Genomic DNA, 21,840 nt, shown 5'->3' with positions numbered 1-21,840 from the left:
CGGGACAGCTCAGGCCGGGGCGGATGAGCTTCGGAACCGGGTCTCGCCGCCGACGATCGTACGCTTCACGCGTCCCGTCACCTCCCACCCGCTGAACGGGGTGTTCCGGCTCTTCGAGCGGAAGCTCGCGGGGTCGACCGTCCACGCCTCCTCCGGATCGAAGAGGACGAGATCCGCCCGGCTGCCGGCGCGCAGCGTGCCGCCTTCGATCCCCATCAGCCGGGCCGGCGCCGTGGACATCCGCTCGATGAGATCGAAGAGCGTGAGGTCCCCCGGCTTCACGAGTTCGCCGATGCACACGGAGAGGGCCGTCTCAAGACCGACGATGCCGAAGGGCGCGTCGTCGAACTCGCGTTCCTTCTCCTCGTAGTGGTGCGGCGCGTGGTCCGTGGCCACGCACTCCAGCACGCCGTCGATGAGCCCCTGCCGCACCGCGAGGCGGTCGGCCTCGGAGCGAAGCGGCGGGTTCATCTTGGCCTCGGTCCGGTAGCCGCGCACCGCCTCTTCCGTCAGCGCGAGGTGGTGAGGTGAAGCCTCGCCGCTCACCCGCGCACCGCGTTCGCGCGCGAGGCGGATGAGTTCGACCGCTTCACGGGTCGAGACGTGCTGGACGTGTACGTGCCCGCCCGTGAGTTCCGCGAGATAGATGTCCCGCGCCACGATCGTGGCCTCCGAAGCGTTCGGGATCCCGCGGAGACCGAGCGCCGTGGCCACGGCGCCTTCGTTCATGACCCCCCCGGCCGAGAGCGCCATGTCCTCCGCGTGCTGAAGGACGGGGATCCCGAAGGACTGCGTGTACTCGAGCAGGCGCCGCATGAGCGCCGGATCGTGGATCGGATGTCCGTCGTCGGTGACCGCGACCGCGCCCGCCTCGACCAGGCCGCCGATCTCGGTCATCTGCCTGCCGGCGAGGCCGAGCGAGGCGGCCGCCACGGGACTCACGCGCGCCCCGCCCTCCCCCTTCCGGGCCCAGCGACGCGCCTCTTCCCGCACGAAGCCGACCGCGGCGGGGTCGTCGAGGGGCGGATCCGTGTTCGGCATCGCCCAGATCGTCGTGAAGCCGCCCGCCGCCGCGGACTGCGCCCCCGTGCGGATCGTCTCCTTGTGCTCGGCTCCCGGTTCCCTCAGGTGAACGTGCACGTCGATCAATCCCGGGGCGACGACGAGTCCCCGCGCATCGATCCGGGGGATGCCGTCCGGCCCCGCGACGCCCTGCCCGACCGTCTCGATCCGTCCATCCCGCACGAGAACGTCCCGCACGTCGTCCGTCCCCGTGGAGGGATCGATCACCCGGCCTCCGGCGAGGAGCAGCGACCGGCTCACGGTCCCGCCGCCTTGGCGTCTTCGGCCAACTCCGGGCGCCCGCCCGCGAGCAGATAGAGGACGGCCATGCGCACGGCGACCCCGTTCGTCACCTGCGGGAGGATCACCGAGCGCGGACCGTCGGCCACATCGGAGTCGATCTCGACGCCCCGGTTCATCGGCCCGGGGTGGAGGACGATCATCTCGTCGCCGGCGCGGCCGAGGCGCTTGGAGCTGACGCCGAACACGCGGTTGTACTCGCGCAGCGAAGGGACGTAGCCGCCCTCCATCCGCTCCAGCTGAAGCCGCAGCACGTAGAGCACATCGCACCACTCGATCGCTTCCTCGATCGAGTCCAGCCGTTGCACGCCCAGCTCCTCGATCCCGGCCGGAATCAGGGTGTGCGGCCCGCACACGGCGACCTCGGCCCCGCATTTCAGGAGGCCCCAGATGTTCGAGCGCGCGACGCGCGAGTGCAGGATGTCGCCGACGATGCAGACGCGCCGGCCCGCGATGGCCCCGAACCGGTCCCGGATCGTCAGCAGGTCCAGGAGGGCCTGCGTGGGATGCTCGTGCTGGCCGTCGCCCGCGTTGATGACGTTGGAGGGAATCCGGTCCGCGAGGAACTTCGCCGCCCCGGACGATCCGTGACGCACGACGACCATGTGAATCCTCATCGCCTCGAGGTTGCGCGCCGTGTCGACGAGCGTCTCGCCCTTCTGCACCGAGGAGCCCGCGGAGGAGATGTTCACCGTATCGGCCGAGAGCCGCTTCTCCGCGAACTCGAAGCTGATGCGGGTCCGGGTCGAGGGTTCGAGAAAGAGGTTGACGATGGTCTGGCCGCGGAGGACCGGCACCTTCTTGATCTTGCGCTCGCTGATCTCCTTGAAGGGTTCGGCGGTATCGAGAATCGCCTCGATTTGCCTGCCGGTGAGGGATTCGAGCCCGATGAGGTCCTTGCCGAGCCCGAGTTCCCGGCCCTGGGTCGTCATCCTCCCTCCTCCGGAGCGGCGGGGACGGCGACGATGTCGACACTCCAGTCGCCGTCCGTGTCCGCGACGCGCACCGCCACGTCCTGGTTGGGTCCGACTTCGATCACGCGGCCCACGTAGTCGGGCTGGATCGGGAGCTGGCGGCCCCCGCGATCCACGAGGACGCAGAGCTGGATTCGGCGGGCACGACCGAAATCGGACAGCTCCTGGAGCGCGGCGCGGATCGTTCGTCCGGTGTGGAGCACGTCATCGACGATGACGATGTGCGCGCCTTCGATGGACTCCGGAATGCGGGTGGTGCCGACCAGGGGGAGCGCGCCGACCTGCCCGAAATCGTCGCGATAGAGCGTGATGTCGAGCGAACCGATGGGAACGCGGCCGCGGGTCGGCTCGAGGTGACGGCCGATCTCGGCGGCGATCGAATCGCCGCGACGGTGGATACCGATGAGGATGAGGCGGGCGTCGGGCTCGATCGCCCGGTCAAGCTGCGCGGAAAGCTCGGCAAGGAGCCCTCGGGCAGCGGCCTCGTCGAGGACGTTGTGCGTCAGTTTCGTCTCGGCTTCGCTCGATCCGTCGCGGGCGGCTCGGCGCTTGCGCGGCCCCGGTCGGGCGGGAGTATAGATCGCGCCCCCGCCGCGATCAACGTCCGGGTCCTGCCTTCGATCCGGCGTTCGAGTCCGGCGTTGACCCTCGCGAGACCGTCCCGGTAGGTTCGGGCATGCGAATGAGATCGCGCTCCCCATCCCGCTCCCGATCCACTCTACCGCGGCGCGCCGGGGTATCGCTGCCGGTCCTTGCCTGTGCCGCGCTCGCGTTTTCGCCCGGCCCCGCCGCCGCGCAGGACACCCCCGCGCTCACCGTGGATGGGCCCGCCGTCGTCCTGACCGGCGTTCCCTTTACGCTCACGCTCCACACGGAGGATGGGGAGAACGCCCGCTATCGCGTAACATCCGCCTCGGGCCGGGAACTCGCCGCGGGCCCCCTGCCGCTTCGATCGGAGACAACGGTCAACGGCCTGCGGGCCGAGCGGGGCGACCTCCCGCTTACCGTGGAAGTGGCATCGGATCAGGGCACGGCGAGCGAGACGGTGGATCCTCCGCGGTTCCCCGGCTGGATCAGTCTGTTGCCGCCGATCATCGCCATCGCCCTCGCGCTGATCTTCCGGCATGTCGTGGTCTCGCTCTTCTTCGGCATCTGGCTGGGCGGCTTCTTCATCGCGGGACTCAACCCCGTGGCGGGGCTCTGGCGGACCGTGGACACCTTCATCGTTCCCTCGCTGGCGGACCCGGACAACGCATCGATTCTCATGTTCTCCGCCCTGCTGAGCGCCATGGTGGGCGTGATCTCGCGCTCCGGGGGCACCCGCGGCATCGTCGAAGCCGTCCGTCCGCTCGCAACGACACCGCGCCGCGCTCAACTGGCGACTTTCTTCGCCGGCGTCGGCATCTTCTTCGACGACTACGCGAACACGCTCATCGTCGGAAACACCTTCCGCCCGATCACGGACAAACTGAAGGTGTCGCGGGAGAAGCTGGCCTACCTGGTCGATTCCACCGCCGCTCCCGTCGTCACGATCGCGTTCGTCTCGACCTGGGTCGGGTTCGAGATCTCCCTGATCCGCGACGGACTCCGGATCGCCGCCGAGCAGACCGCCGACCCCGCGCTGGCCGGGGCCCTCGCCTCCGCGAGTCCTTTCACCGTGTTCCTGAGCAGCATCCCGTACCTCTTCTATCCCATCCTCGCCCTGTTCATGGTCGCGGCGGTCATCGTGACACAGCGGGATTTCGGCCCCATGCACGGCGCGGAGATGAGGGCGCGCACCGGCGGCGGCGTCTTCCGGCCGGGGTCGCAGTTGATGGTGAATTCGGACGAGACCGGACTGGACGCGCCGGAAGGGGCGCCCCTGCGCTGGTACAATGCGGCGATCCCCGTGCTGACGGTCGTGATCGTGGTCCTTCTCGGGTTGTACTTCAACGGCGCCAGCGAGGTGGGCCGCGGCGCCTCCCTCTGGGACACGTTCGGCGCGGCGGATCCATTCAAGGCGATCCTGTGGGGCTCGCTCGCCGGCTGCCTCGTCGCGATCGGGCTGGCGACGACCCAGCGCATCCTCTCCCTGAGCGAGGCGCTCGAAGGCTGGCTTGCCGGGATCCGCGCCATGACGATGGGGTTCGTGATCCTGACCCTGGCCTGGTCGCTGGGCGAGGTGACGAGCCAGCTCGCGACGGCGCAGTATCTGACCCAGATCCTCGAAGGCAACCTCGCACCGGAACTCGTGCCGGTCCTCACCTTCGTGACGGCCGCGATCGTCAGCTTCTGCACCGGGACTTCATGGGCCACGATGACCATCCTGCTCCCGCTCGTGGTCCCGCTCATCGTCGCCCTGGGCGGAGCGACCGGCTTCGAGACGGGGGACGGCGGCGCGCTTCTGGTGAGTTCGATCAGTTCGGTCCTCGCCGGATCCATCTTCGGCGACCACTGCTCGCCGATCTCCGACACGACCGTCCTGAGTTCCATGGCTTCGGCGTGCGATCACATGGACCACGTGCGGACGCAGCTCCCCTACGCGCTCGTCGTGGCCGTGGCCGCGATGCTGTTCGGCCATGTGGGCACGTCCTACGGGCTCTCGCCGTGGATCGCCCACGTCCTCGGAATCGGTGTCGTCGTCGTCGTGCTGCGCTTCGTCGGAAGGCCCGTGCCCGCAGGAACCTGACCGCGCCGCCGCAGATGGCGCGCGACCGGCGGCTGTGGGTCAGCGGCGCTGGCGGAAGAAGTCGCGCAGGAGGCGAGCGGACTCCTCGGCGAGCACCCCGGGCACAAGTTCGGCGCGATGATTGAGCCGCGGGTCGCAGACCAGGTTCTCGATCGATCCGCACATCCCCGCCTTGGGATCCGCGGCCGCGAACACGACGGTGCGAACGCGGGACAGGACCGCAGCGCCCGCGCACATGGCGCACGGTTCGAGGGTCGCGTACAGGGTGTGCCCTTCGAGGCGCCAGTCCCCGAGGCGGGCGGCGGCGGCGCGCAACGCCAGAACCTCCGCGTGGGCGGTCGGGTCGGAGTCCGCGCGCGTACGGTTGTGCGCTTCCGCAACGACTTCGCCGTCCGGATCCGTGACGAGGGCGGCGACGGGCACCTCCCCGCTCTCGCCGCCGAGGGCCGCGAGTTCGAGCGCCCGCCGCATCGGCGCCTCGTGCTCGGCCGGCCACGTCCCGTTCACGCCGTCGCCACCCGGGCGTCGAGGAAACCGGCCGCCGCGCGGATCCGGGCCAGCGCCCGCTCCCGTCCCATCGCCTCGAGCACCTCGAAGATGCCGGGACTCACGCCCTGACCCATGAGGGCGACGCGCAGGGGGTTGATGATCCGCCCCGCTCCGACCTCGAGTTCCGCCGCGAGACCCCGCACCTCGGACTCCAGCCTCTCCACGTCGCTGAACGCGGCCTCCCCGCCGAGACGCTCCGCCAGCCGCCGCAGGTGGAATGCCGTCTCCTCCGGCCGCTTCCAGAAACGCTTCACCGCACCGTCGTCGTAGCGGACGGTCGCGGCGAAGAAGGGAGAAACCTGCCGCGCCAGCGCGGGGAGCGTCCGGGGACGCCCCTTCACGAGATCGATGATTCGCGCCAGGCGCTCGGGGGAGGTCTCGAGTCCGGGGTGGGTTCCGGCCAGGTCCCGGCCCTCCTCCCGCGCCTCCCGGCCGAGGATCTCGACGACGGCGCCGGCCAGATCGTCCGCCGGAGCGTCGGCGATGTGGCGCCCGTTCAACCAGCCGAGCTTCTCCAGGTCGAACACCGCGCTCTTCTTCAGTACGCGGTCGACGGAGAACGCCTCGGTCAGCCCGCCGACATCGAACACCTCGCGGTCGTCTCCCGGAGACCAGCCCAGGAGGGCGAGGAAGTTCAGCATGCCCCGGGGCAGGTAGCCCTCCTCGCGATACGCGAGAACGGACATCGCGCCATGGCGCTTGGAGAGCCGTTTGCCGTCCGGTCCGAGGATGAGGGGCACGTGCCCGAAGGCCGGGAGCGGCCGGCCGAGGGCGCGATAGAGGAGGATCTGCTTCGGCGTGTTCGAGAGATGGTCATCGCCGCGGATCACATGGGTGATCGCTGCCTCGGCGTCGTCGGAGACCACGGCGAGATTGTACACGGGCGTCCCATCGGAACGGAGGACGATGAAGTCATCGATCGATCCGGCGGGGAACGACATCGGCCCGTGGACCATGTCCTCCCACTCGATCGCCTCCCTCGGCACCCGAACCCGGAGGGCGAATGCCTCCTCCGCAGCGGCCCGCGCGCTCGAGATGGCAGCGTCCAGCCGCCCGCAGCGGCCGTCGTACCCGTATCCCGACCCCACCCGTTTCGCCTCCTCGCGTCGGGCCGCGAGTTCCTCGGCAGTGCAGAAACACCTGTAGGCGGCACCCTGGCGGAGCAGGCTCAGGGCGTCCCGCCGGTGGCGCTCGACCCCGTCCGCCTGGAACGCGGGACCTTCGTCAAGCTCCAGACCCAGCCACGCGAGCCCGTCCAGGATGGCCTGCGTGTGCTCGGGCCTGGAACGCGCCCGGTCCGTGTCCTCCACGCGCAGGAGAAATGTCCCGCCCGCGCGCCGCGCGAACAGCCAGTTGAACAGCGCCGTGCGCGCGCCGCCCACATGCAGGAAACCGGTGGGGCTGGGGGCGAACCTCACCCGTACCGCCATGAACGCTCCTCTTTCGTTCGAGACTTCTCTTGCGCCGGGGACTACAGTCGGGACCGGGACGTGGATTGTTCCATCTTGTATGGGCGGCCGATAGGATGCCACGCATGAATCCCGGATCGGCGTTCGTTCTCCCGGGCCTGCGCAGCCCCTTCGCGAAGATCGACCGCGAGCTTTCGCGTTTCGACGCTCTCGCGCTGTCCGCCCCGGTCATCCAGCAGACGGTGGCGGGAGACGGGGGCCCGGGCCGGAACGACGCGGGCCGGATCGACCTCTTCCTGTGGGGCGCGGTCATCCCTTCGCTCACGGTGAGCAACTGGGGCCGGGAGGCCTGGTTCGACGCGGGGCTCGAGGCGAGCGTCCCGGCCCAGGGCATCGTCCAGGCGTGCGCCACTTCGATCGCCGCCGCCACTCACGCGGCGGGTCAGGTCGCCGCGGGGCGGGCGGACCTCGCCCTTTGCGGCGGCGTAGAGGCGATGAGCCACACGCAGATCGGACTCTCCCCCGGACTCAGCCGGAGTCTCCGGCGCGTCGGGAGCGCGGGCAGCGTCCCCCGCATGGTACGAACGCTGGCCGGGATCCGCCCCCGCGATCTCAGGATATCGGCGCCGGCCATCAAGGAGCGTACGACCGGGAAGACGATGGGGCAGCACGCCGAGGAAATGGCCCGGAAGTGGGACATCCCGCGCGAGGCGCAGGACCGTCTCGCGCTCGCGAGCCACGAGGGCGCGACGCGCGACGCGGGCGCCTTTTTCCGGCCGCTCCTCGTGACCCCCGGCACCTTCCCCGTCGACCGCGACACACTTCCCCGGGCCGGTACTTCGCTGGAGAAGCTCGCCGGCCTCCGCCCCGCCTTCTCCCGCTCCGAGGGAACGCTCACCGCGGGCAACTCCACTCCGCTCACGGACGGGGCGGCGGCGTGCTGGATCGCGTCCGAGGCAGGGCTCTCCTCGCTCCCCGATTCCCTGCCCCGAGCGCGCCTCCTCGACTGGCGGCAGGCCGCCATCGACCCGGACCGCCAGGGGCTCCTCATCGCGCCGGCCATCGCGATCGCCGAACTGCTCCACGGCCACGGACTTTCGCTCGACGACATCGGGCTGTGGGAGTTTCACGAGGCGTTCGCGGCCCAGGTCCTGTGCACGATCGCGGCGCTGGAGGATGCGGATTGGCTCGCGGCGCGCTCGCCGGTCAAGGACGGTCTCGGCGCTTTCCCACGGGACCGCGTCAACCCCAACGGAGGGAGCGTCGCCCTCGGGCACCCCTTCGGCGCCACCGGAGCCCGCATCCTCTCCCAGACGGTGCTTGAACTCGCGGATCGCCCCGTCGGCACGCGCGCGATCGTCAGCGTCTGCGCCGCGGGAGGTCTCGGCCACGTGGCGCTCCTCGAGGCGGTGTAGCGGGCCTCAGCCCCGTCGGCCGCCGCAGCCTTCCAGGCGGTGGAGTTCGAAGGTCAGACCCAGGAGCGCGGTGACGAGCACGAGCGCGTTCGCCTGGTGGAGCGCCGCCAGGGGGATGGGGACGAAGAGCAACAGCGTCGCGACCCCCAGCGCCGCCTGCACCCAGACGGCCGCGAAGCCCGCGTGGGCCCACGTTCTCGCCGCTCCCGAGGCCCGTCGCGCGCACACCCACCAGAGAGCCGTCACGCTCCCGAGCAGGAGCATCGCGAGCATGCGGTGGTTGAACTGCACGGTCGTGCGGTCCTCGAAGGGGCTGAGCCACCACGGGTTCGCCCCGAGGAGGTCGGGCGGGATCCAGCCGACCCCCATCCGGGGAAACGTGTTGTAGACGAGTCCGGCGTCCAGGCCCGCCACGAAGCCACCCGAGAGCAGCGTGAGCGCGGCAAGGCCGAGTACGATGGCGGATCCGCGGGCGAGGCCGGCACCCCGCGCGGGCTCCGGGTCCCCGTCTTCCGCCGGGGGGCGCAGCAGCGAGAGCGCGGTCCAGAGCGTGAGGGCGTAGACGAGGACGGCGAGGGCGAGATGCGCGGTCAGGCGGTAGGGGCTCACGCGAGGGATGTCGACGAGTCCGCTCCGGACCATCCACCAACCCAGCAGCCCCTGGGCGCCGCCCAGCGCGAGCAGGAGCAGCAGACGGGGGATGAGGGAGCGCGGAATCATGCGCCGCAGGAGGAAGACGGCGAAGGGGATGATGAAGACGAGGCCGATCACGCGCCCCAGGAGCCGGTGCGCGTACTCGAACCAGAAGATGCGCTTGAACTCGGCCAGCGACATACCCCGATTCACGAGCCGGTACTCCGGAGAGTCGCGATAGGCGGCGAACTCGCGCTCCCACCCCTCGGCGCTCATCGGAGGGACCACGCCGCTCACCGGCTCCCAGTCGACCATCGAGAGGCCGGATCCGGTCAGGCGGGTCACGCCTCCGACGACGAGCGTCGCCGCGACGAGCGCGCAGCCGACCAGGAGCCAGGCCGCGATGATTCGCGCGTGGCGCCGCGATCCGATCTGAAGAGGAGGTGATGGCATGGGGGGTTCCGGTGCGCGTTTGCGCCGGTTTCGTGACCCGTGCGAACTTCGGTCCCTCCCGGAGTCACCGGGGCGCGGAAGATAGCGGAAGATAGGCGGGTGGAGAGGCCAGGCGCGATGTCGGACTCCGGAGCACGCATTTCCATGTTCGCTCTCCAGCGGCTTGCTCCGAGATTGCGGGCCCACCGCCCGGCGCTCGCCGGGGCCGGCGTCTGCCTGCTTCTGAGCACCGCGATCGGGCTCGCCTTCCCCCTCATCGTCCGCTACCTGATGGACGCGGCCTTCGGCGAGGGCGACCCCGCCCTGCTGGGCGCGATCGCGCTCGGACTGCTGGGCCTCTTCGCGCTTCAGGGCGTGTTCAACTTCGGCGAGACCTACTGGCTGGGGGCGACGGGCGAGCGGGTCGTGACGCAGTTGCGCGACGAACTCTTCTCCAAACTGGTCGGGCTCTCTCCCGGCTTCCACGCGGGCCGAACCAGCGGCGAACTCACCTCGAGGCTGGCCTCCGACTGCTCGACGCTCCAGCAGATCATGGGGCACCAGATCGCCGAACTCGTGCGGCAGGTGCTCTTTCTGGTGGGTGCGGCGGTCCTGCTCACGCTCCTGCACTGGCAGTTGATGCTCACGACGCTGACGGTAGCCCCCGTCGTCGTGCTGGCGGGCTTCGCCCTCGGCCGTCTGCTCCGTCGGCGGAGCACCGAGGTGCAGGACCGCCTCGCCGCCGCGCACGCGGTCGCGGACGAGGCCTTCGGCCAGATCGAGGTCGTGCAGGGGTTCGTGCGCGAGGAGTGGGAGGCCGGGCGCTACCGGGCCGGAATCGCAACGGCGCTTGAGGCGGCGCTCTCGCGGGCGGTCGTGCGGGCGCTCCTCTTCGGCGTGCTCACCGTCGTCGCCTTCGGCGGGATCGTCGCCGTCCTGTGGCAGGGCGGGCGGCTCGTGCTCGCGGCCCAGATCACGGCCGGGCAACTGGTGTCGTTCCTCCTCTATGCCTTCTCCGTCGCGGCGGCGATCATGGCGCTCGCGTCGCTGTGGGGTTCGTACCAGGAGGCGCAGGGCGCCGCGCGCCGCGTGTTCGACCTGCTCGACCGCGAGGACGAGATCGTGGATCCGGAAGCCCCGGAATCGCTGGAGGGGGCGGAGCCGCCGGAGATCGCCTTCGAGGGCGTCTCGTTCCGCTACGGCGAGGACGAACCGTGGGCCCTGGAGGGCATCGAGGCGACGATCGAGTCCGGGGAGGTCGTCGCGCTCGTGGGTCCGAGCGGCGCCGGGAAGACAACGTTCGCGTCACTCATCCCCCGCTTCTGGGATGTGACCGAGGGGAGCCTGCGCGTGCGCGGGATCGATGTCCGGGCCTGCGGCGTCGCGGACCTGAGATCGCGGGTCGGCATCGTGCCGCAGGACCACCCGCTCTTCGCGGGCACGATCGGGGAGAACATCGCGTACGGGCGGCCGGACGCGGACCGCGCGGCGGTCGAAGCGGCGGCGGAGGCCGCGCACGCGCGCGAGTTCATCGAGCGGCTTCCGGACGGCTATGAGACGCGGGTCGGCGAGCGGGGCGTCCGGCTCTCCGGGGGGCAGCGCCAGCGGATCGCGATCGCCCGTGTCCTCCTCAAGGAACCCGAGATCCTCATCCTCGACGAGGCGACGAGTGGTCTGGACGCCGAGAGCGAGGCGCTGGTCGAGGAGGCGCTGCAACTCGCCGCCGAGGGGCGGACGACCGTGATCATCGCCCACCGCCTGCGCACGGTGCGGCGCGCCGACCGGCTCTTCGTCCTCGACCGGGGACGCCTCGTCGACAGCGGCCCTCACGACACGCTGATCGGTCGCTGCGAACTCTACGCCCGCCTCTACGAGGGTCAGCAACTCGCCTAGCACGGACGGCTAACGGAGGAGGGCTTCGATTTCCTCCGTCAGCGATGCGGCGGTCTGGGGGCCGAGGAGTTCCTTCCGGATCCAGCCCTCCGGGTCCACCATCACCGTGGTCGGGAATCCCACGGCTCCGAAGGTGGCGACCGCGTCATCCATCCCCATCATCCAGTTCGGATACTCGACGCCGAAGTCCTCGAGGAAGGCACGGATCTCATCGATGTCGCCGGAATCGACGGCGAGTCCGAGGATGACGACGGGGCGGTCGGCGTAGATATGGGCCAACTCCACGAGTTCCGGCAATTCGTCGCGGCACGGGAGGCACCAGGTGCCCCACAGGTTCGCGACGACCACGCTGCCCCGCAGGTCGCGGAGGCTTGCCTCGCCGCCGTCCAGGGTGCGGAAGACGTCTTCGGGCGCCGGTTTCGCACCCGAGGGCACCGCGTCCGTGTAGCTCACTGTGGTGCCGCGATCCGCCGCCTCATCCGCCCCCCCGCAACCGAGTCCGATCAGCGCGACGAGGGCGACGGCGCCCCGCCCGGTCAGCATCCCGACGTCCCGTCGGCGTTCGAGCCCCCACCGCCGGGCGGCGTGAGGACCACGCCGGGGAGCGCCCATGTCAGCTCGCCATCGTCGACCGCGAAGGCGCCGTTCACGAGTACGTAATCGACGCCCGACGGATACTGGTGCGGCTCGAAGAAGGTCGCGTTGTCCTGCAACTCGTCCAGGTCCAGCACCGCGATATCCGCGATGAGCCCCTCCCGTATGAGACCGCGGTCGCGGAGGCCCATGAGCTGGGCCGGGAGCGTCGTCATCGAGCGGACCGCGCTCTCGACCGACAGCACGCCCAGGTCCATCGCATAGCGTTTGATCTTTCGCGGGAACGTGCCGTAGAAGCGGGCATGCACGGGTCCGTCGTCCGGGAGCGCGATCCCGGCGTCGGAGGCCGTCACCAGCCACGGATGAGCCGAGAACTCCTCGACATCGATCTCGGAGAGGGAGAAGCCGCGCACGCGGGCGCCACCCGCTCTCATGCGGTCCCCTTCGAGTTGCAGGCGGATCGCCACGTCGACGGGGAACGCGTTCCACTCCGCCGCCAGATCGGCCACCGTCTTGCCGACCAGACTCTCATCCGGGTGGTCCATGACGACGAGGTTCTCCGGTCCCCCGCGACGCCCGATCTCGTGCTCGATGTCGAGGCGCACCTGCTCGCCGCGTTCGGGGTCGGCGAGCGCCGCCCCAAGCGCCGCCGCATAATCGACGTCCGCGCGCGGTCCGCCGGGTCCGCCGCCGCCGGGCCCGCCGCCGGGGAAGATCCAGCGCGGCAGCAGGACGGTGTTCCCGTCGCTGCCCGTCGTGTTGTACGGGTACTGGTCCGCCCAGATCGGGACGCCGCGCGCCCGGGCCCGCTCGATCAGGTCGACGAGCGCCCTTCCCGCCCCCCAGAAATCGGAGCCGCGGGCCTTGATGTGCGTCGCCACCGTCGTCACGCCCGTCCGCTCCGCGACTTCGATGTCCTCGATGATGGTCTCGATCATGGTCGGCGGACCGGGGTCGTCCTGGCTCGGCCAGAACCACATCGGCGTCATCCCGGAACTGCGTTCGTGGACGATGTAGAGGCCGCCCCCGCGACCCGCCGCCTCGACCAGAGGGAAGAGTTCGGAGGTTTCACTCCAGATCCCCGGGAAGTACTCGAGACCGGCGCTGAGGCCGTAGGCTCCCTCGGCCATCCCCTGCTCCACCAGCTCCGTCATGCGCTCGATCTCGGCGGGTGTCGAGGGGCGCATGACATCGTCGCCGAGCGCCATCGCACGGATCGTGTTGTGCCCGACCATGAGCGCCGCGTTGGGCCCGTGGCCGCGCGCCTCGAGCCTGGCGCGCTGATCGGCGATGGGCCAGGGAGACCGGCCGTCCTGGTTCACGACGACCGTCGTCACGCCCTGGCTCACGAGGTTGGGCGCGGCTCGCCGGCGCGCGCCCTCGCTGCCGGCGTCTCCCGCCGCGTCGAGTCCCTGGTCCGCGTGGGAATGAATGTCGATGAAGCCGGGGACGACGTACCGGCCATCGAGTTCGATGACGCGGTCGGCGCCGGCGCCGGCCAGGTCTCCGACCCGGACGATGCGCCCGCCGCGGATCCCGACATCGGCGCGGAACCACGGATTCCCGGTGCCGTCCAGGACGCGTCCGCCGCGCAGCAGGATATCGAATGCGGGTTCCTGGGCGGCCACGGTCGCGACGTGCACAAACCCGAGGACGGCGGCGACAAGGAGCGTGCGAAGGTCACGGCGGTTCATGATCGCTTCCCCTGTGAGAGATCCGAAGTCGTGGGCCGAAAGCTACGACAGGTCGCACACCGGTCCAACCGGGCGGTTTGGCGAGCGGCGGGCGACGGGGTAACATCGGCGGGCCATGAACGATCTCCTTCTGCGCGCACTCGCGCGCGAACCTGTGGAGCGAACGCCCGTGTGGTTCATGCGGCAGGCGGGACGCTCCCTCCCCGCCTATCGTGAACTTCGCCGGGAGCGCGGGTTCCTCGAGATCGTGCGCGACCCGGAGGCGGCCGCGCAGGTCACACGACTCCCGCTCGAGTACTTCGACGTGGACGCGCTCGTCCTCTTCATGGATCTGTCGACGCCGTTCGAGGCCGCCGGGATCGAGATCGAACTGCGGGCCGGCGTCGGACCCGTTCCCCTGCCCCCCTGGGGCGGCCTCGAGGACGTGGAACGCCTGCGCCCCTTCGAGCCGCGGGAGCGCCTCGATTTCGTGCTCGAGGCGATCCGCGTCCTCGCCGCGAACGAGGAACGCCCGATCGTCGGCTTCGTGGGCGCCCCTTTCACCCTCTGCTCGTACCTCGCGCGCGGCACGCGCGACAGCCGGCTCGCTCAGATTCGGGCCTTCATGCTGCGGTCCCCCGAACTCTGGGACCGGCTCGCGGGGTTCTGGGCCGAGCACCTGGCGGAGTTCGCGGTCGCTCAGTACGAGGCCGGCGCCGGCGCGATCCAGGTGTTCGATTCCTGGTGCGGCATCCTCGATCCTCACACCTACAGGGCGCGTGTGCTCCCGTACTCACGCCGCCTGCTGGCGCGACTCCGCGAGAGGGGCATCCCCACCGTGCACTACGGGGCCACGCACGCCGCGGTGGCGGAGGCGGGGGGCGATGCGATCAGCGTCGACTGGCGCACACCCCTCGACGAGGCATGGGACATCATCGGCCGGGAGCGCGCGATACAGGGGAATCTCGACCCCGCGTGCATCCTCGCGGGCGAGGAGGCGGCGCGCGCCGGGGCGCTTGACGTGCTGCGCCGGGCGGGCGGCAGACCCGGCCATGTCTTCAACCTCGGGCACGGGCTCCAGCCCCACTCCGACCCGCAGGTCATCGCCGCCGTCGTCGACGAGGTGCGGCGCTGGGATCCGACCGGCGAAGACCGCTGAGGACGTTCCCGCGGGAACGTCGGCAGCCGGGACGGCGCTATGCGGGCGCGGCGAGACGTTCCGCCACGGATTCGGCTTCGGCGATTCGACTCGAGATGCCCAGCCGTCCGGTGTAGCCAGCGGCGAGCGTGACGCCGGAGGGAAGATCGAGTCCGTCCAGCGCCGTCCACGAGCCGTCATACGCCGGAAGCCGCGGCCGCGCCGTACAGATCGGGGTCGCCGCCACTCCATGGATCGCGCTGTACTCCTCGGCTGCGGTCCGCTCGAGTCGGACTGCGTCCCAAGCGGCGACATCGGGATCGAGACCGCCGCCCAGATAGGCCGTGCAGAGACCGTCGCGCCCGAACAGCGAGGCGTTCCACGTCACACCGCGCGTACGCCACCGTTCTCCCAGCGCGACCTGGAACCCGAACCCCTCCGGCGCGCTCTCCACTTCCAGCGGCACGACGGCCACGCGGTGATACCGCAGCCCCGCGAGACGGTCGGCAGCCTCGGGCGCGATGCCCCTCAAGAGGACCGCCGCGGCCGGCGCCGGCGTCGTGATCGCCACTTGGTCCACGGTGTGGGAATCCGGGCGCCGACCCCCGTGGGCGATCTCGAACCGACCGCCGGAGCGTCGAAGCTCCGTGACCGGCGCCGCGATCCGAATCCGGCTCGCGTGTCGCCTCGCGATGGCGCGCGGGAGCGTGGCCATGCCCCCCCGAAAGGTGAACGCGGGCGGCGCGGCGGCAGGCTCCCGGCGCCGAGCCGCCGCGAGCAGGCTGCGTTTCACGCCCAGCGGTTCGAGGAGCATCGGAAGGACCCGTCCAGCCGGCATCGTCTCCGGATCCGACCCGAAGGTCGCGGAAACGAGGGGGCCGAAGAGCCGCTCGTACGCCTCGCGGCCGGCCTTGCGGCGGAAGTAGCGGGCCACGGACTCCCGAGGCCGAAGCCGGCGGGTGAAGGGCTCGAGCGCGGCCCGGGCGCGCCCCGCCGGCGAGAGCAGATCGCCCGTCAGGAGGCCGCGCGGTCGGTGCGGCACGGTCCGCAGGCGGCCGCGGGCCCAGATGAACAGCCGCGCCCCGGGCCGCGCCTCCAGGACCTCCTCGTGAAGCTCCAGTTCGTCGACGAGCCGGCGCACTGTGGGCGCAAGTCGCGTCCGCTGCGGGCCGAGTTCGACGATCCGGCCGTCGTGAACCGCGGTGCGGATCACCCCTCCGACGTCATCGGACGCCTCGAACAGGATCGAGTCGACGCCGCGCCGCGCCAGCGCGTGCGTGAGCGCCAGCCCGGTGATCCCTCCGCCGATGATTCCGACCCGCATGCCTCCCCCCTTCCGGGCTCCCGCCACGAGGCGGCAACGTTCCGAACCCTTCCGGCACGGGCAAGCCGGGGACCGCCGCGATAGGTTCGAGCGATGCCGAACTCCACCCCCCCACCCGCCGTCCTCCTCCTGAACTTCGGTGAGCCGGGAGGAGCGGATCCGAGCGCCGTCACCCGCTTCCTGGAGCGGATCTTCCTCGCCAACGCGCGACTGGAGCCGCACGCGGACCGGGCGGCGGCCCGTGCGCGAAGCCGCGAACTCGCGCGGCGGCGGACGCCCGGCCTGCTCGAGGTCTACGAACGGATTGGCGGCTCACCGCTCGACGCGCAGGCGAAGGCGCAGGCGAAGGCGCTCGACCGGGCGCTGCAGGCCCGAGGCCGCCCGATGCGCGTGGTCGTGGGGATGCAGTTCACCGAACCGTCGATCGAGGAGGCGCTGCGCCGCCTGCGCGCGACTGGCGCCCCCGCGCTCGTCCCCCTGCCCGTGTACCCGCTCTGCGGTCCTTCGACCACCGTAGCGGCGCTGGCCGAGGTGGAGGATGCCCTTGAGCGAATCGGATGGCGGCCCGAGGTGCGCGGCGTGACCGGGTGGCATCGCCATCCCGGCTACACCCGCCTTCGAGCCGACGCGATCCGCCGCGCCGCCGCGGAAGCGGGCTGGAGCCTGACCGACCCGGGCCTCCGCGTCGTGTTCAGCGCGCATGGCACCCCGCTGCGGTACATCGCGGAAGGCAGCCGCTACGTCGAATACGTCGAGGAGTGGTGCGCGACGCAGGCCCACGCCCTGGGCGTGGACACGTGGACCCTCGGCTACCAGAACCACACGAACCGAGGGATCGAATGGACCCCGCCGGACATCGAGACGGCGCTGGAGGACCTCCCGGGCGTCGCAAGGGTCCTCGTCGACCCGGTCAGCTTCATGCACGAACAGTCCGAGACGTTGATGGAACTGGACGTGGATCTCGCCGGGCGCGCCGCCGCACTCGGCCTCGAGTTTCGCCGCGTCGCCGTGCCGCACGACGATGAAGCGTTCGCCGAGGTGCTGGCCGACCTGGCGTTGGCGGCGCTCGGTATCGACTTCCCGGCCCTGCCTCGGCGGACCTCGTGCCGGTGTCGCCCCGGGACGGCGGTCTGCTTCAGCGGCGAGCCATTGTCCTGACTTCCGCGTGCCGGAAGCACGACGTCGTGTGGTCGTTGACCATCCCGGCCGCCTGCATGTACGCGTAGCAGATCGTCGGTCCCACGAAGCGAAAACCCCGCCTGCGCAACTCTTTCGACATGCGCTCCGACTCTCGGGTGCGCGCGGGAACTTCAGCCATCGACGACCAGCGGTTCCGGATCGTACGCCCCCCGGTGAACGACCAGATGAAGGCGTCGAAGGTGCCGAATGCCTTCTGGACGTCGAGCAGGCGAGCCGCATTCGCGATCGTGGCCTCGATCTTGAGGCGGTTTCGGACGATCGAGGCATCGGCTTGAAGCCGCCTTATGTCATCTTCCGCAAATGACGACACGGCAACTGGATCGAAATCGCTGAACGCGGCGCGAAACGCTTCCCGCTTGCGCAGGATCACCGCCCATGAGAGACCGGCCTGGAACCCATCGAGGACGAGGAATTCGAAGTGGCGCCGGTCATCGAAGACCGGCACGCCCCACTCCGTGTCGTGATACGCGACCATCCCCGCTTCGGACCCCGCCCAGCCGCAGCGCGGCCGGCCGCCGGTCATTCGTTCAACCCTCGGGGCGCGCCGTCAGGTCTTCGATCACACGGCCGCCGACGCTGTCCACCTGCCCGCGGATGACGCACGCCAGCATGTCGGCGGCTTCGCGGAGCATCGACGCCGGCTCGCGCCGGTCGCCCTCGAACCGCACGACCTCGCCGAGGAAGATCCCGACCAGCTGAGTGGACCCGGAGTCGCCGCCGCCCGCCTTGATCACGTCGTCGTACGCTGCCCCGGGGACGCTGGCCCTCCACGGCTCATCCCGCTCCGACCCCCCCGGCGACGCCCGGTCCATCGGCACAAGCGCGAGGATGCTGCCTTCCACGCCCGGCCCGCCCTTGCGGACGTTCAGCGCAAGCGCGACCGGCCTGTCGAAGAGATCCATCTCGAGGAAGTCCTTCACGCTGTCGCCGGGGATGGCGCAGCGCCCGATCGGCTTCTCCTCGTGAAAGGTCCCGATGCAGATACTGCCTCGGGGCGTCAGGTGGTGCTTGATCGGCCGGACATCGAGTTTGAGGGGAGTGGCGGTACCGACGAGGACGTGTTCGCGGCGACTCTCGGCTGCAGGCGACGGGGGCAGCATATCTCCGAAGAACAGTGTCGTCATCCCATCATCTCCCGGTCGGTCGTCGCCGTCTTTCCTCCCGAGCACCGATACGCGATCGCGCCCCACATGTTCCAATGTCGCCCGGGCGGGCGGCGCGCGATAGTCTGACCGCGCTCGCGCACCCGCCGGTGCACCCGCTGGCGTACGAATCGAAACCGGAGAATGCATGACCCGCAGCTTTCTCGACGTCACGGAGGCGTGGGACGGCGAGTCCGTCGTCACCGCGTTCGACTCCGCCACGGGGGCCTGGATATTCGTCGCCCTGCACGATACGCGGCTGGGCCCGGCTGCCGGAGGCACCCGAATGGCCGCCTATCCGGAGCCGGTCGACGGCCTGGTCGACGCCATGCGCCTTGCCGAGGGCATGACATGGAAGTGGGCGAGCGTCGGCATCCGCTTCGGCGGCGGCAAGGCGGTCATCGCCGTCCCGGACGACCTGGGCGACGAAGCCCGCGCAGGCCTGGTCGACCGCTACGCGGCGCATCTCGTCTCGCTACGCGGCGCCTTCCAGACCGGCGTGGATCTCGGCACGACACCCGACGACATGGCCCGAGTCGGAGCCATCTCGGGGTACGCCGTCGGCCTCATCGACGGAGAACCCGGCGATCCGGGGCCGCATACCGCGCGCGGCGTGTTCGCCGGAATGCGAGCTGCGCTCGAACACCGGCTCGGCGACGCAAACTTCAACGAGCGTTCCGTGCTCATCGAGGGGCTTGGCGGCGTCGGTCTCCCGCTCGCCGGGCTGCTGGCCGAGGCCGGGGCGACGCTCTACCTGACGGATCTCCGCGAGGCCGCCGCGCGGCACGCCCGGGCACGATTCGGGGGGAAGGTCGTCCCCCTCGATGACATGTGGGACCTGAACGTCGACGTGTACGCGCCGTGTGCGGTGGGGGCGACCCTGAACCCCGACACGATCCCGCGTCTGCGCTGTCGGATCGTCGCCGGTTCCGCGAACAACCAGCTCCTCTCGGAGGCCGACGCGGAGAGGCTGCACGAGCGCGGCGTCCTCTACGCCCCCGACTACGTGATCAACGCGGGCGGGGCGGTCGCCTTCACCGCCATCCATCAGGGCGAGCGGGACGAGAAGCGGCTCCAAGCCCGCGTCGACGCGATCGGGTCGTCACTGCGAGAGATGTTCGAGGAGGCGGCCACCGCCGGAGAATCGCCGCTTCACGCAGCCCGCCGGAGAGCTCGACGGTTCCTCGGCGCCCATGGCGGCGCCCATGGCGGCCCCCATGGCGGCGCTCCCGGCGGACCATCCCACGGCGCCGGTTAGCGGGCCGTGGCAACTAACGGCGGGAGGCGATGCGGTCCAGCGGCTTCTTCGTGATGTCGGGGACGAGCGCGTCGTCCGCCGGATAGCCCACGACGAGCAGCAAGAAGGGCCGCTCGTTGGCGGGGCGGTCGAGGACCTTGTTCAGGAAGCCCATCGGGCTCGGCGTGTGGGTGAGCGTGGCAAGCCCCGCGTGGTGTAGCGCCGTGATGAGAATTCCCGTGGCGATGCCGACGGATTCCGTCACGTAGTAGTTCTTGAGTTTCTCCTCGCCGCGCACTTCGTAACTCTCCGCGAAAATCGCGATGAGGACGGGCGCCGTCTCCAGGAACGGCTTCCGTTCGTCCGTGCCGAGGTGGGAGAGCGCCTCCAGCCACGCCGCCGGCGCACGATGTTCGTAGAAATCCCGCTCTTCCTTCTCCGCTTCCACCCGGATCCGGCGCTTCACCTCGGGGTCGCGCACGACGACGAAGTGCCACGGTTGTCGGTTCGCGCCGTTGGGGGCCGTTCCCGCCGCTTCGATGCAGGCGTCGATGACCTCCGCGGCGACGGGTTCGCCGGAATACTCGCGGACCGTCCGGCGACGTCGCATCTCATCGCGGAAGGCCCGCGCGCGACACACCATCTCCTCATCCTCGAGCCGCGTGAACGTCGCCAGCGGCACCGGACGATACGCACCGCCCTCCGTCATCGGATCCCGACGAGGCCCCGTGTCGCCTGAATCAGCGCGCGGGAATCGTATCCGACGCCGCCCTTGAACACCCAGCGGACCGCGCGAATCGCACTCGGGTCGCTCCCGGGATCGCCGTTCAGGACGACGAGATCGGCCACCTTCCCGGCCTCCACGGTGCCGAGTTCGTTGTCCATGCCGAGGATCTTCGCGCCGTTGGCGCTCACCACCTGTACCGCCTGCACCGCCGAGAGTCCGGCCTCCAGCAGAAGCTCGAAGTTCCGCTGATTGCCGAAGCCCGGGAGCGCGCCGCCGTTGCCCGTGGGATCGACGCCCGCGGCGAGCAGCCCGCCCGCGTCCACGAACGCTTTCTCGAAGCGCAGCTCGTTCCGGAAATTCTCAGGATCCGGCCCGATTTCCTGGATGCGCCCGCGCTCGTCGAGGTACGCTTCCCGAAGGTCCGGAGCCATCAGCTCGAGTGTTCGCTCATCCACGACGTCGCGGTCGGGGAAGAAAGCCTCGTAGACCGCGAGCGTGGCGGTGAGCCCGACGCCGGCCTCCACCATCGCCTCGATCGTCTCCCGCGCGATGGGTCCCGTGGGATCCGAGCCCCCGGCCCGCTGCATGATGTTGCCGGGACAGCGGTCGGGCTCCTTCTCCGGCACAAAATCGGACGCCGTGAGCATGCCGTGCTCGAGGTTGTCGATTCCGAGCGCAACGGCCTCCTGGAAGCTCACCGAACACAGGTGTCCGGTGACGCGGAGGCCCAGACGGTGCGCCTCCTCGATCGCCGCCCCGAGTTCGGCGCTCCCGATCGACGTGTACGCCTTCACCCACGTGGCCCCCTCCTCCGCCCAGTATTCGACGAAGCGCCGCGCCTGTTCGGGGGAGCCCATGCGGGCCTGGTGGGGCGAGCCCGTCGAGCCGGTGATGTACGGCGCCGTGATGTGGATGCGGGGGCCCGGCGAGTCGCCGCGGTCGACCGCGTCCTTCAGGTGGACATCCGCATAGGGCGTGAAGCTCCCGGTCGTGCGGATCGTCGTGACGCCGGAACCCAGGTAGAGCCGCGGCGCGCTGTAGCCGAGCTGCACGCGCCGTCCCCCGACGGAGGTGTAGAACAGATGGTCGTGCATGCCGACCATCCCGGGGATCACCGTGTGGCCGCCCAGGTCGTGACGATCCGCGTCCTCCGGTACCGAGACGGACGAGGCGGGGCCCACGGCGGCGATCCGCCCGTCGCGGAGCAGCACCGTCTGATCCTCGAGCGCCGGGCCGCCGGTGCCGTCGATCACGCGGACGTGTTCGAGCGCCACGGTCGGCCCCCGCACGGCAACGTAGGCGCGGGTTTCCTCGGACAGCCGATCATAGCTCTGCGCGGCCAGCGCATCGGCGAACGCGGCCGCCGTGACCGCGAGGGTGGCGAGCACTGCGGGCGCGGCGCGAGCCGCGGAGATCCTGCTTCCGGCGCGATGATACTGGCTGACCATCTTCATTCCTCTCTCGACCTCT

At 70.5% G+C, this 21,840-nt stretch carries 19 protein-coding genes; 6 read left to right on the top strand and 13 right to left on the bottom strand.

Features of this window, described 5'->3' with window-relative positions; translation table 11 throughout:
• Window positions 1-9 precede the first annotated feature (9 nt).
• The 3 genes from ACOGXI_RS02470 to pyrR are packed head-to-tail and all read right to left on the bottom strand — an operon-like array spanning window position 10 to window position 3,037.
• On the bottom strand, window positions 10-1,323 hold the full coding sequence (locus ACOGXI_RS02470) for a dihydroorotase (RefSeq protein ID WP_419937325.1): 1,314 nt from the start codon (window positions 1,321-1,323) through the stop codon (window positions 10-12).
• On the bottom strand, window positions 1,320-2,294 hold the full coding sequence (locus ACOGXI_RS02465; RefSeq protein ID WP_419937324.1) for an aspartate carbamoyltransferase catalytic subunit: 975 nt from the start codon (window positions 2,292-2,294) through the stop codon (window positions 1,320-1,322). Before ACOGXI_RS02465 ends, ACOGXI_RS02470 begins: the two co-directional genes overlap by 4 nt.
• A complete protein-coding gene (gene pyrR / locus ACOGXI_RS02460; protein ID WP_419937323.1) occupies window positions 2,291-3,037 on the bottom strand; it encodes a bifunctional pyr operon transcriptional regulator/uracil phosphoribosyltransferase PyrR in 747 nt (248 codons plus the stop codon). Before pyrR ends, ACOGXI_RS02465 begins: the two co-directional genes overlap by 4 nt.
• Here pyrR and ACOGXI_RS02455 point away from each other — a divergent pair.
• Window positions 3,019-5,004 carry a Na+/H+ antiporter NhaC family protein gene (locus ACOGXI_RS02455; RefSeq protein WP_419937322.1) on the top strand — a complete coding sequence of 662 codons (1,986 nt, stop codon included), beginning with the start codon at window positions 3,019-3,021 and terminating at the stop codon, window positions 5,002-5,004. The genes pyrR and ACOGXI_RS02455 overlap by 19 nt on opposite strands.
• A gap of 39 nt (window positions 5,005-5,043) precedes the next feature.
• On the opposite strand, the gene tadA is transcribed toward ACOGXI_RS02455, so the two are convergent.
• Together tadA and gltX are read right to left on the bottom strand one after the other, a co-directional pair.
• Window positions 5,044-5,511, bottom strand: coding sequence for a tRNA adenosine(34) deaminase TadA (gene tadA, locus ACOGXI_RS02450; RefSeq protein WP_419937321.1), 468 nt, complete (start codon window positions 5,509-5,511; stop codon window positions 5,044-5,046).
• A complete protein-coding gene (gene gltX, locus ACOGXI_RS02445) occupies window positions 5,508-6,983 on the bottom strand; it encodes a glutamate--tRNA ligase (RefSeq protein WP_419937320.1) in 1,476 nt (491 codons plus the stop codon). Before gltX ends, tadA begins: the two co-directional genes overlap by 4 nt.
• A gap of 104 nt (window positions 6,984-7,087) precedes the next feature.
• Here gltX and ACOGXI_RS02440 point away from each other — a divergent pair, with 104 nt between their 5' ends.
• Window positions 7,088-8,377 carry a thiolase family protein gene (locus ACOGXI_RS02440; protein ID WP_419937319.1) on the top strand — a complete coding sequence of 430 codons (1,290 nt, stop codon included), beginning with the start codon at window positions 7,088-7,090 and terminating at the stop codon, window positions 8,375-8,377.
• A 6-nt stretch (window positions 8,378-8,383) separates the two neighbouring features.
• Here ACOGXI_RS02440 and ACOGXI_RS02435 read toward each other — a convergent pair whose 3' ends face one another.
• Window positions 8,384-9,463, bottom strand: coding sequence for a COX15/CtaA family protein (locus tag ACOGXI_RS02435; RefSeq protein WP_419937318.1), 1,080 nt, complete (start codon window positions 9,461-9,463; stop codon window positions 8,384-8,386).
• Window positions 9,464-9,607: 144 nt separating this feature from the next.
• Here ACOGXI_RS02435 and ACOGXI_RS02430 point away from each other — a divergent pair, with 144 nt between their 5' ends.
• A complete protein-coding gene (locus ACOGXI_RS02430; protein ID WP_419937317.1) occupies window positions 9,608-11,335 on the top strand; it encodes an ABC transporter ATP-binding protein in 1,728 nt (575 codons plus the stop codon).
• A gap of 9 nt (window positions 11,336-11,344) precedes the next feature.
• Here ACOGXI_RS02430 and ACOGXI_RS02425 read toward each other — a convergent pair whose 3' ends face one another.
• Together ACOGXI_RS02425 and ACOGXI_RS02420 are read right to left on the bottom strand one after the other, a co-directional pair.
• Window positions 11,345-11,878: a TlpA family protein disulfide reductase gene (locus ACOGXI_RS02425; protein WP_419937316.1), complete on the bottom strand. Its 534-nt coding sequence runs from the start codon at window positions 11,876-11,878 to the stop codon at window positions 11,345-11,347.
• Window positions 11,872-13,623 carry an N-acyl-D-amino-acid deacylase family protein gene (locus ACOGXI_RS02420; RefSeq protein WP_419937315.1) on the bottom strand — a complete coding sequence of 584 codons (1,752 nt, stop codon included), beginning with the start codon at window positions 13,621-13,623 and terminating at the stop codon, window positions 11,872-11,874. Before ACOGXI_RS02420 ends, ACOGXI_RS02425 begins: the two co-directional genes overlap by 7 nt.
• Window positions 13,624-13,738: 115 nt before the next feature.
• On the opposite strand from ACOGXI_RS02420, the gene hemE reads away from it, so the two are divergent.
• Entirely contained in the window at window positions 13,739-14,761 is a 1,023-nt protein-coding gene (gene hemE / locus ACOGXI_RS02415) for a uroporphyrinogen decarboxylase (RefSeq protein ID WP_419937314.1), read from the top strand.
• A gap of 37 nt (window positions 14,762-14,798) precedes the next feature.
• Here hemE and hemG read toward each other — a convergent pair whose 3' ends face one another.
• Window positions 14,799-16,064 (bottom strand): protoporphyrinogen oxidase, encoded by a 1,266-nt coding sequence (gene hemG / locus ACOGXI_RS02410; protein ID WP_419937313.1) that lies wholly within the window; start codon window positions 16,062-16,064, stop codon window positions 14,799-14,801.
• A 93-nt stretch (window positions 16,065-16,157) separates the two neighbouring features.
• Between hemG and hemH the strand changes: the two genes are divergently transcribed.
• Window positions 16,158-17,222 carry a ferrochelatase gene (gene hemH / locus ACOGXI_RS02405; RefSeq protein WP_419937312.1) on the top strand — a complete coding sequence of 355 codons (1,065 nt, stop codon included), beginning with the start codon at window positions 16,158-16,160 and terminating at the stop codon, window positions 17,220-17,222.
• Here hemH and ACOGXI_RS02400 read toward each other — a convergent pair.
• Entirely contained in the window at window positions 17,200-17,787 is a 588-nt protein-coding gene (locus ACOGXI_RS02400) for a DNA-3-methyladenine glycosylase I (RefSeq protein ID WP_419937311.1), read from the bottom strand. The two genes, hemH and ACOGXI_RS02400, sit on opposite strands and share 23 nt — an antisense overlap.
• A 4-nt stretch (window positions 17,788-17,791) precedes the next feature.
• Window positions 17,792-18,388: a hypothetical protein gene (locus tag ACOGXI_RS02395; protein ID WP_419937310.1), complete on the bottom strand. Its 597-nt coding sequence runs from the start codon at window positions 18,386-18,388 to the stop codon at window positions 17,792-17,794.
• A gap of 166 nt (window positions 18,389-18,554) precedes the next feature.
• Here ACOGXI_RS02395 and ACOGXI_RS02390 point away from each other — a divergent pair, with 166 nt between their 5' ends.
• On the top strand, window positions 18,555-19,664 hold the full coding sequence (locus tag ACOGXI_RS02390; protein WP_419937309.1) for a Glu/Leu/Phe/Val dehydrogenase dimerization domain-containing protein: 1,110 nt from the start codon (window positions 18,555-18,557) through the stop codon (window positions 19,662-19,664).
• Window positions 19,665-19,677: 13 nt separating this feature from the next.
• On the opposite strand, the gene ACOGXI_RS02385 is transcribed toward ACOGXI_RS02390, so the two are convergent.
• Complete coding sequence (locus ACOGXI_RS02385; RefSeq protein ID WP_419937308.1) at window positions 19,678-20,352, bottom strand: nitroreductase family protein; 675 nt, start codon at window positions 20,350-20,352, stop codon at window positions 19,678-19,680.
• Window positions 20,349-21,824: an amidohydrolase family protein gene (locus ACOGXI_RS02380; protein WP_419937307.1), complete on the bottom strand. Its 1,476-nt coding sequence runs from the start codon at window positions 21,822-21,824 to the stop codon at window positions 20,349-20,351. Before ACOGXI_RS02380 ends, ACOGXI_RS02385 begins: the two co-directional genes overlap by 4 nt.
• Window positions 21,825-21,840: the final 16 nt, after the last annotated feature.

Origin of the sequence: Candidatus Palauibacter sp., assembly GCF_965208055.1 — a bacterium.
GTDB lineage: Bacteria > Gemmatimonadota > Gemmatimonadetes > Palauibacterales > Palauibacteraceae > Palauibacter.
Note: the sequence above shows the minus strand (reverse complement) of the source record. Positions and strands in the feature narration are given on the sequence as shown.

Coding starts and splice junctions, on each gene's coding strand:
- ACOGXI_RS02465 (WP_419937324.1), bottom strand. CDS start 2,294: ATGACGACCCAGGGCCGGGAACTCGGGCTCGGCAAGGACCTCATCGGG.
- hemG (WP_419937313.1), bottom strand. CDS start 16,064: ATGCGGGTCGGAATCATCGGCGGAGGGATCACCGGGCTGGCGCTCACG.
- ACOGXI_RS02440 (WP_419937319.1), top strand. CDS start 7,088: ATGAATCCCGGATCGGCGTTCGTTCTCCCGGGCCTGCGCAGCCCCTTC.
- hemE (WP_419937314.1), top strand. CDS start 13,739: ATGAACGATCTCCTTCTGCGCGCACTCGCGCGCGAACCTGTGGAGCGA.
- ACOGXI_RS02435 (WP_419937318.1), bottom strand. CDS start 9,463: ATGCCATCACCTCCTCTTCAGATCGGATCGCGGCGCCACGCGCGAATC.
- ACOGXI_RS02380 (WP_419937307.1), bottom strand. CDS start 21,824: ATGAAGATGGTCAGCCAGTATCATCGCGCCGGAAGCAGGATCTCCGCG.
- pyrR (WP_419937323.1), bottom strand. CDS start 3,037: ATGGGGAGCGCGATCTCATTCGCATGCCCGAACCTACCGGGACGGTCT.
- ACOGXI_RS02420 (WP_419937315.1), bottom strand. CDS start 13,623: ATGAACCGCCGTGACCTTCGCACGCTCCTTGTCGCCGCCGTCCTCGGG.
- ACOGXI_RS02395 (WP_419937310.1), bottom strand. CDS start 18,388: ATGACGACACTGTTCTTCGGAGATATGCTGCCCCCGTCGCCTGCAGCC.
- hemH (WP_419937312.1), top strand. CDS start 16,158: ATGCCGAACTCCACCCCCCCACCCGCCGTCCTCCTCCTGAACTTCGGT.
- ACOGXI_RS02400 (WP_419937311.1), bottom strand. CDS start 17,787: ATGACCGGCGGCCGGCCGCGCTGCGGCTGGGCGGGGTCCGAAGCGGGG.
- gltX (WP_419937320.1), bottom strand. CDS start 6,983: ATGGCGGTACGGGTGAGGTTCGCCCCCAGCCCCACCGGTTTCCTGCAT.
- ACOGXI_RS02390 (WP_419937309.1), top strand. CDS start 18,555: ATGACCCGCAGCTTTCTCGACGTCACGGAGGCGTGGGACGGCGAGTCC.
- ACOGXI_RS02455 (WP_419937322.1), top strand. CDS start 3,019: ATGAGATCGCGCTCCCCATCCCGCTCCCGATCCACTCTACCGCGGCGC.
- ACOGXI_RS02425 (WP_419937316.1), bottom strand. CDS start 11,878: ATGCTGACCGGGCGGGGCGCCGTCGCCCTCGTCGCGCTGATCGGACTC.
- ACOGXI_RS02385 (WP_419937308.1), bottom strand. CDS start 20,352: ATGACGGAGGGCGGTGCGTATCGTCCGGTGCCGCTGGCGACGTTCACG.
- ACOGXI_RS02430 (WP_419937317.1), top strand. CDS start 9,608: ATGTTCGCTCTCCAGCGGCTTGCTCCGAGATTGCGGGCCCACCGCCCG.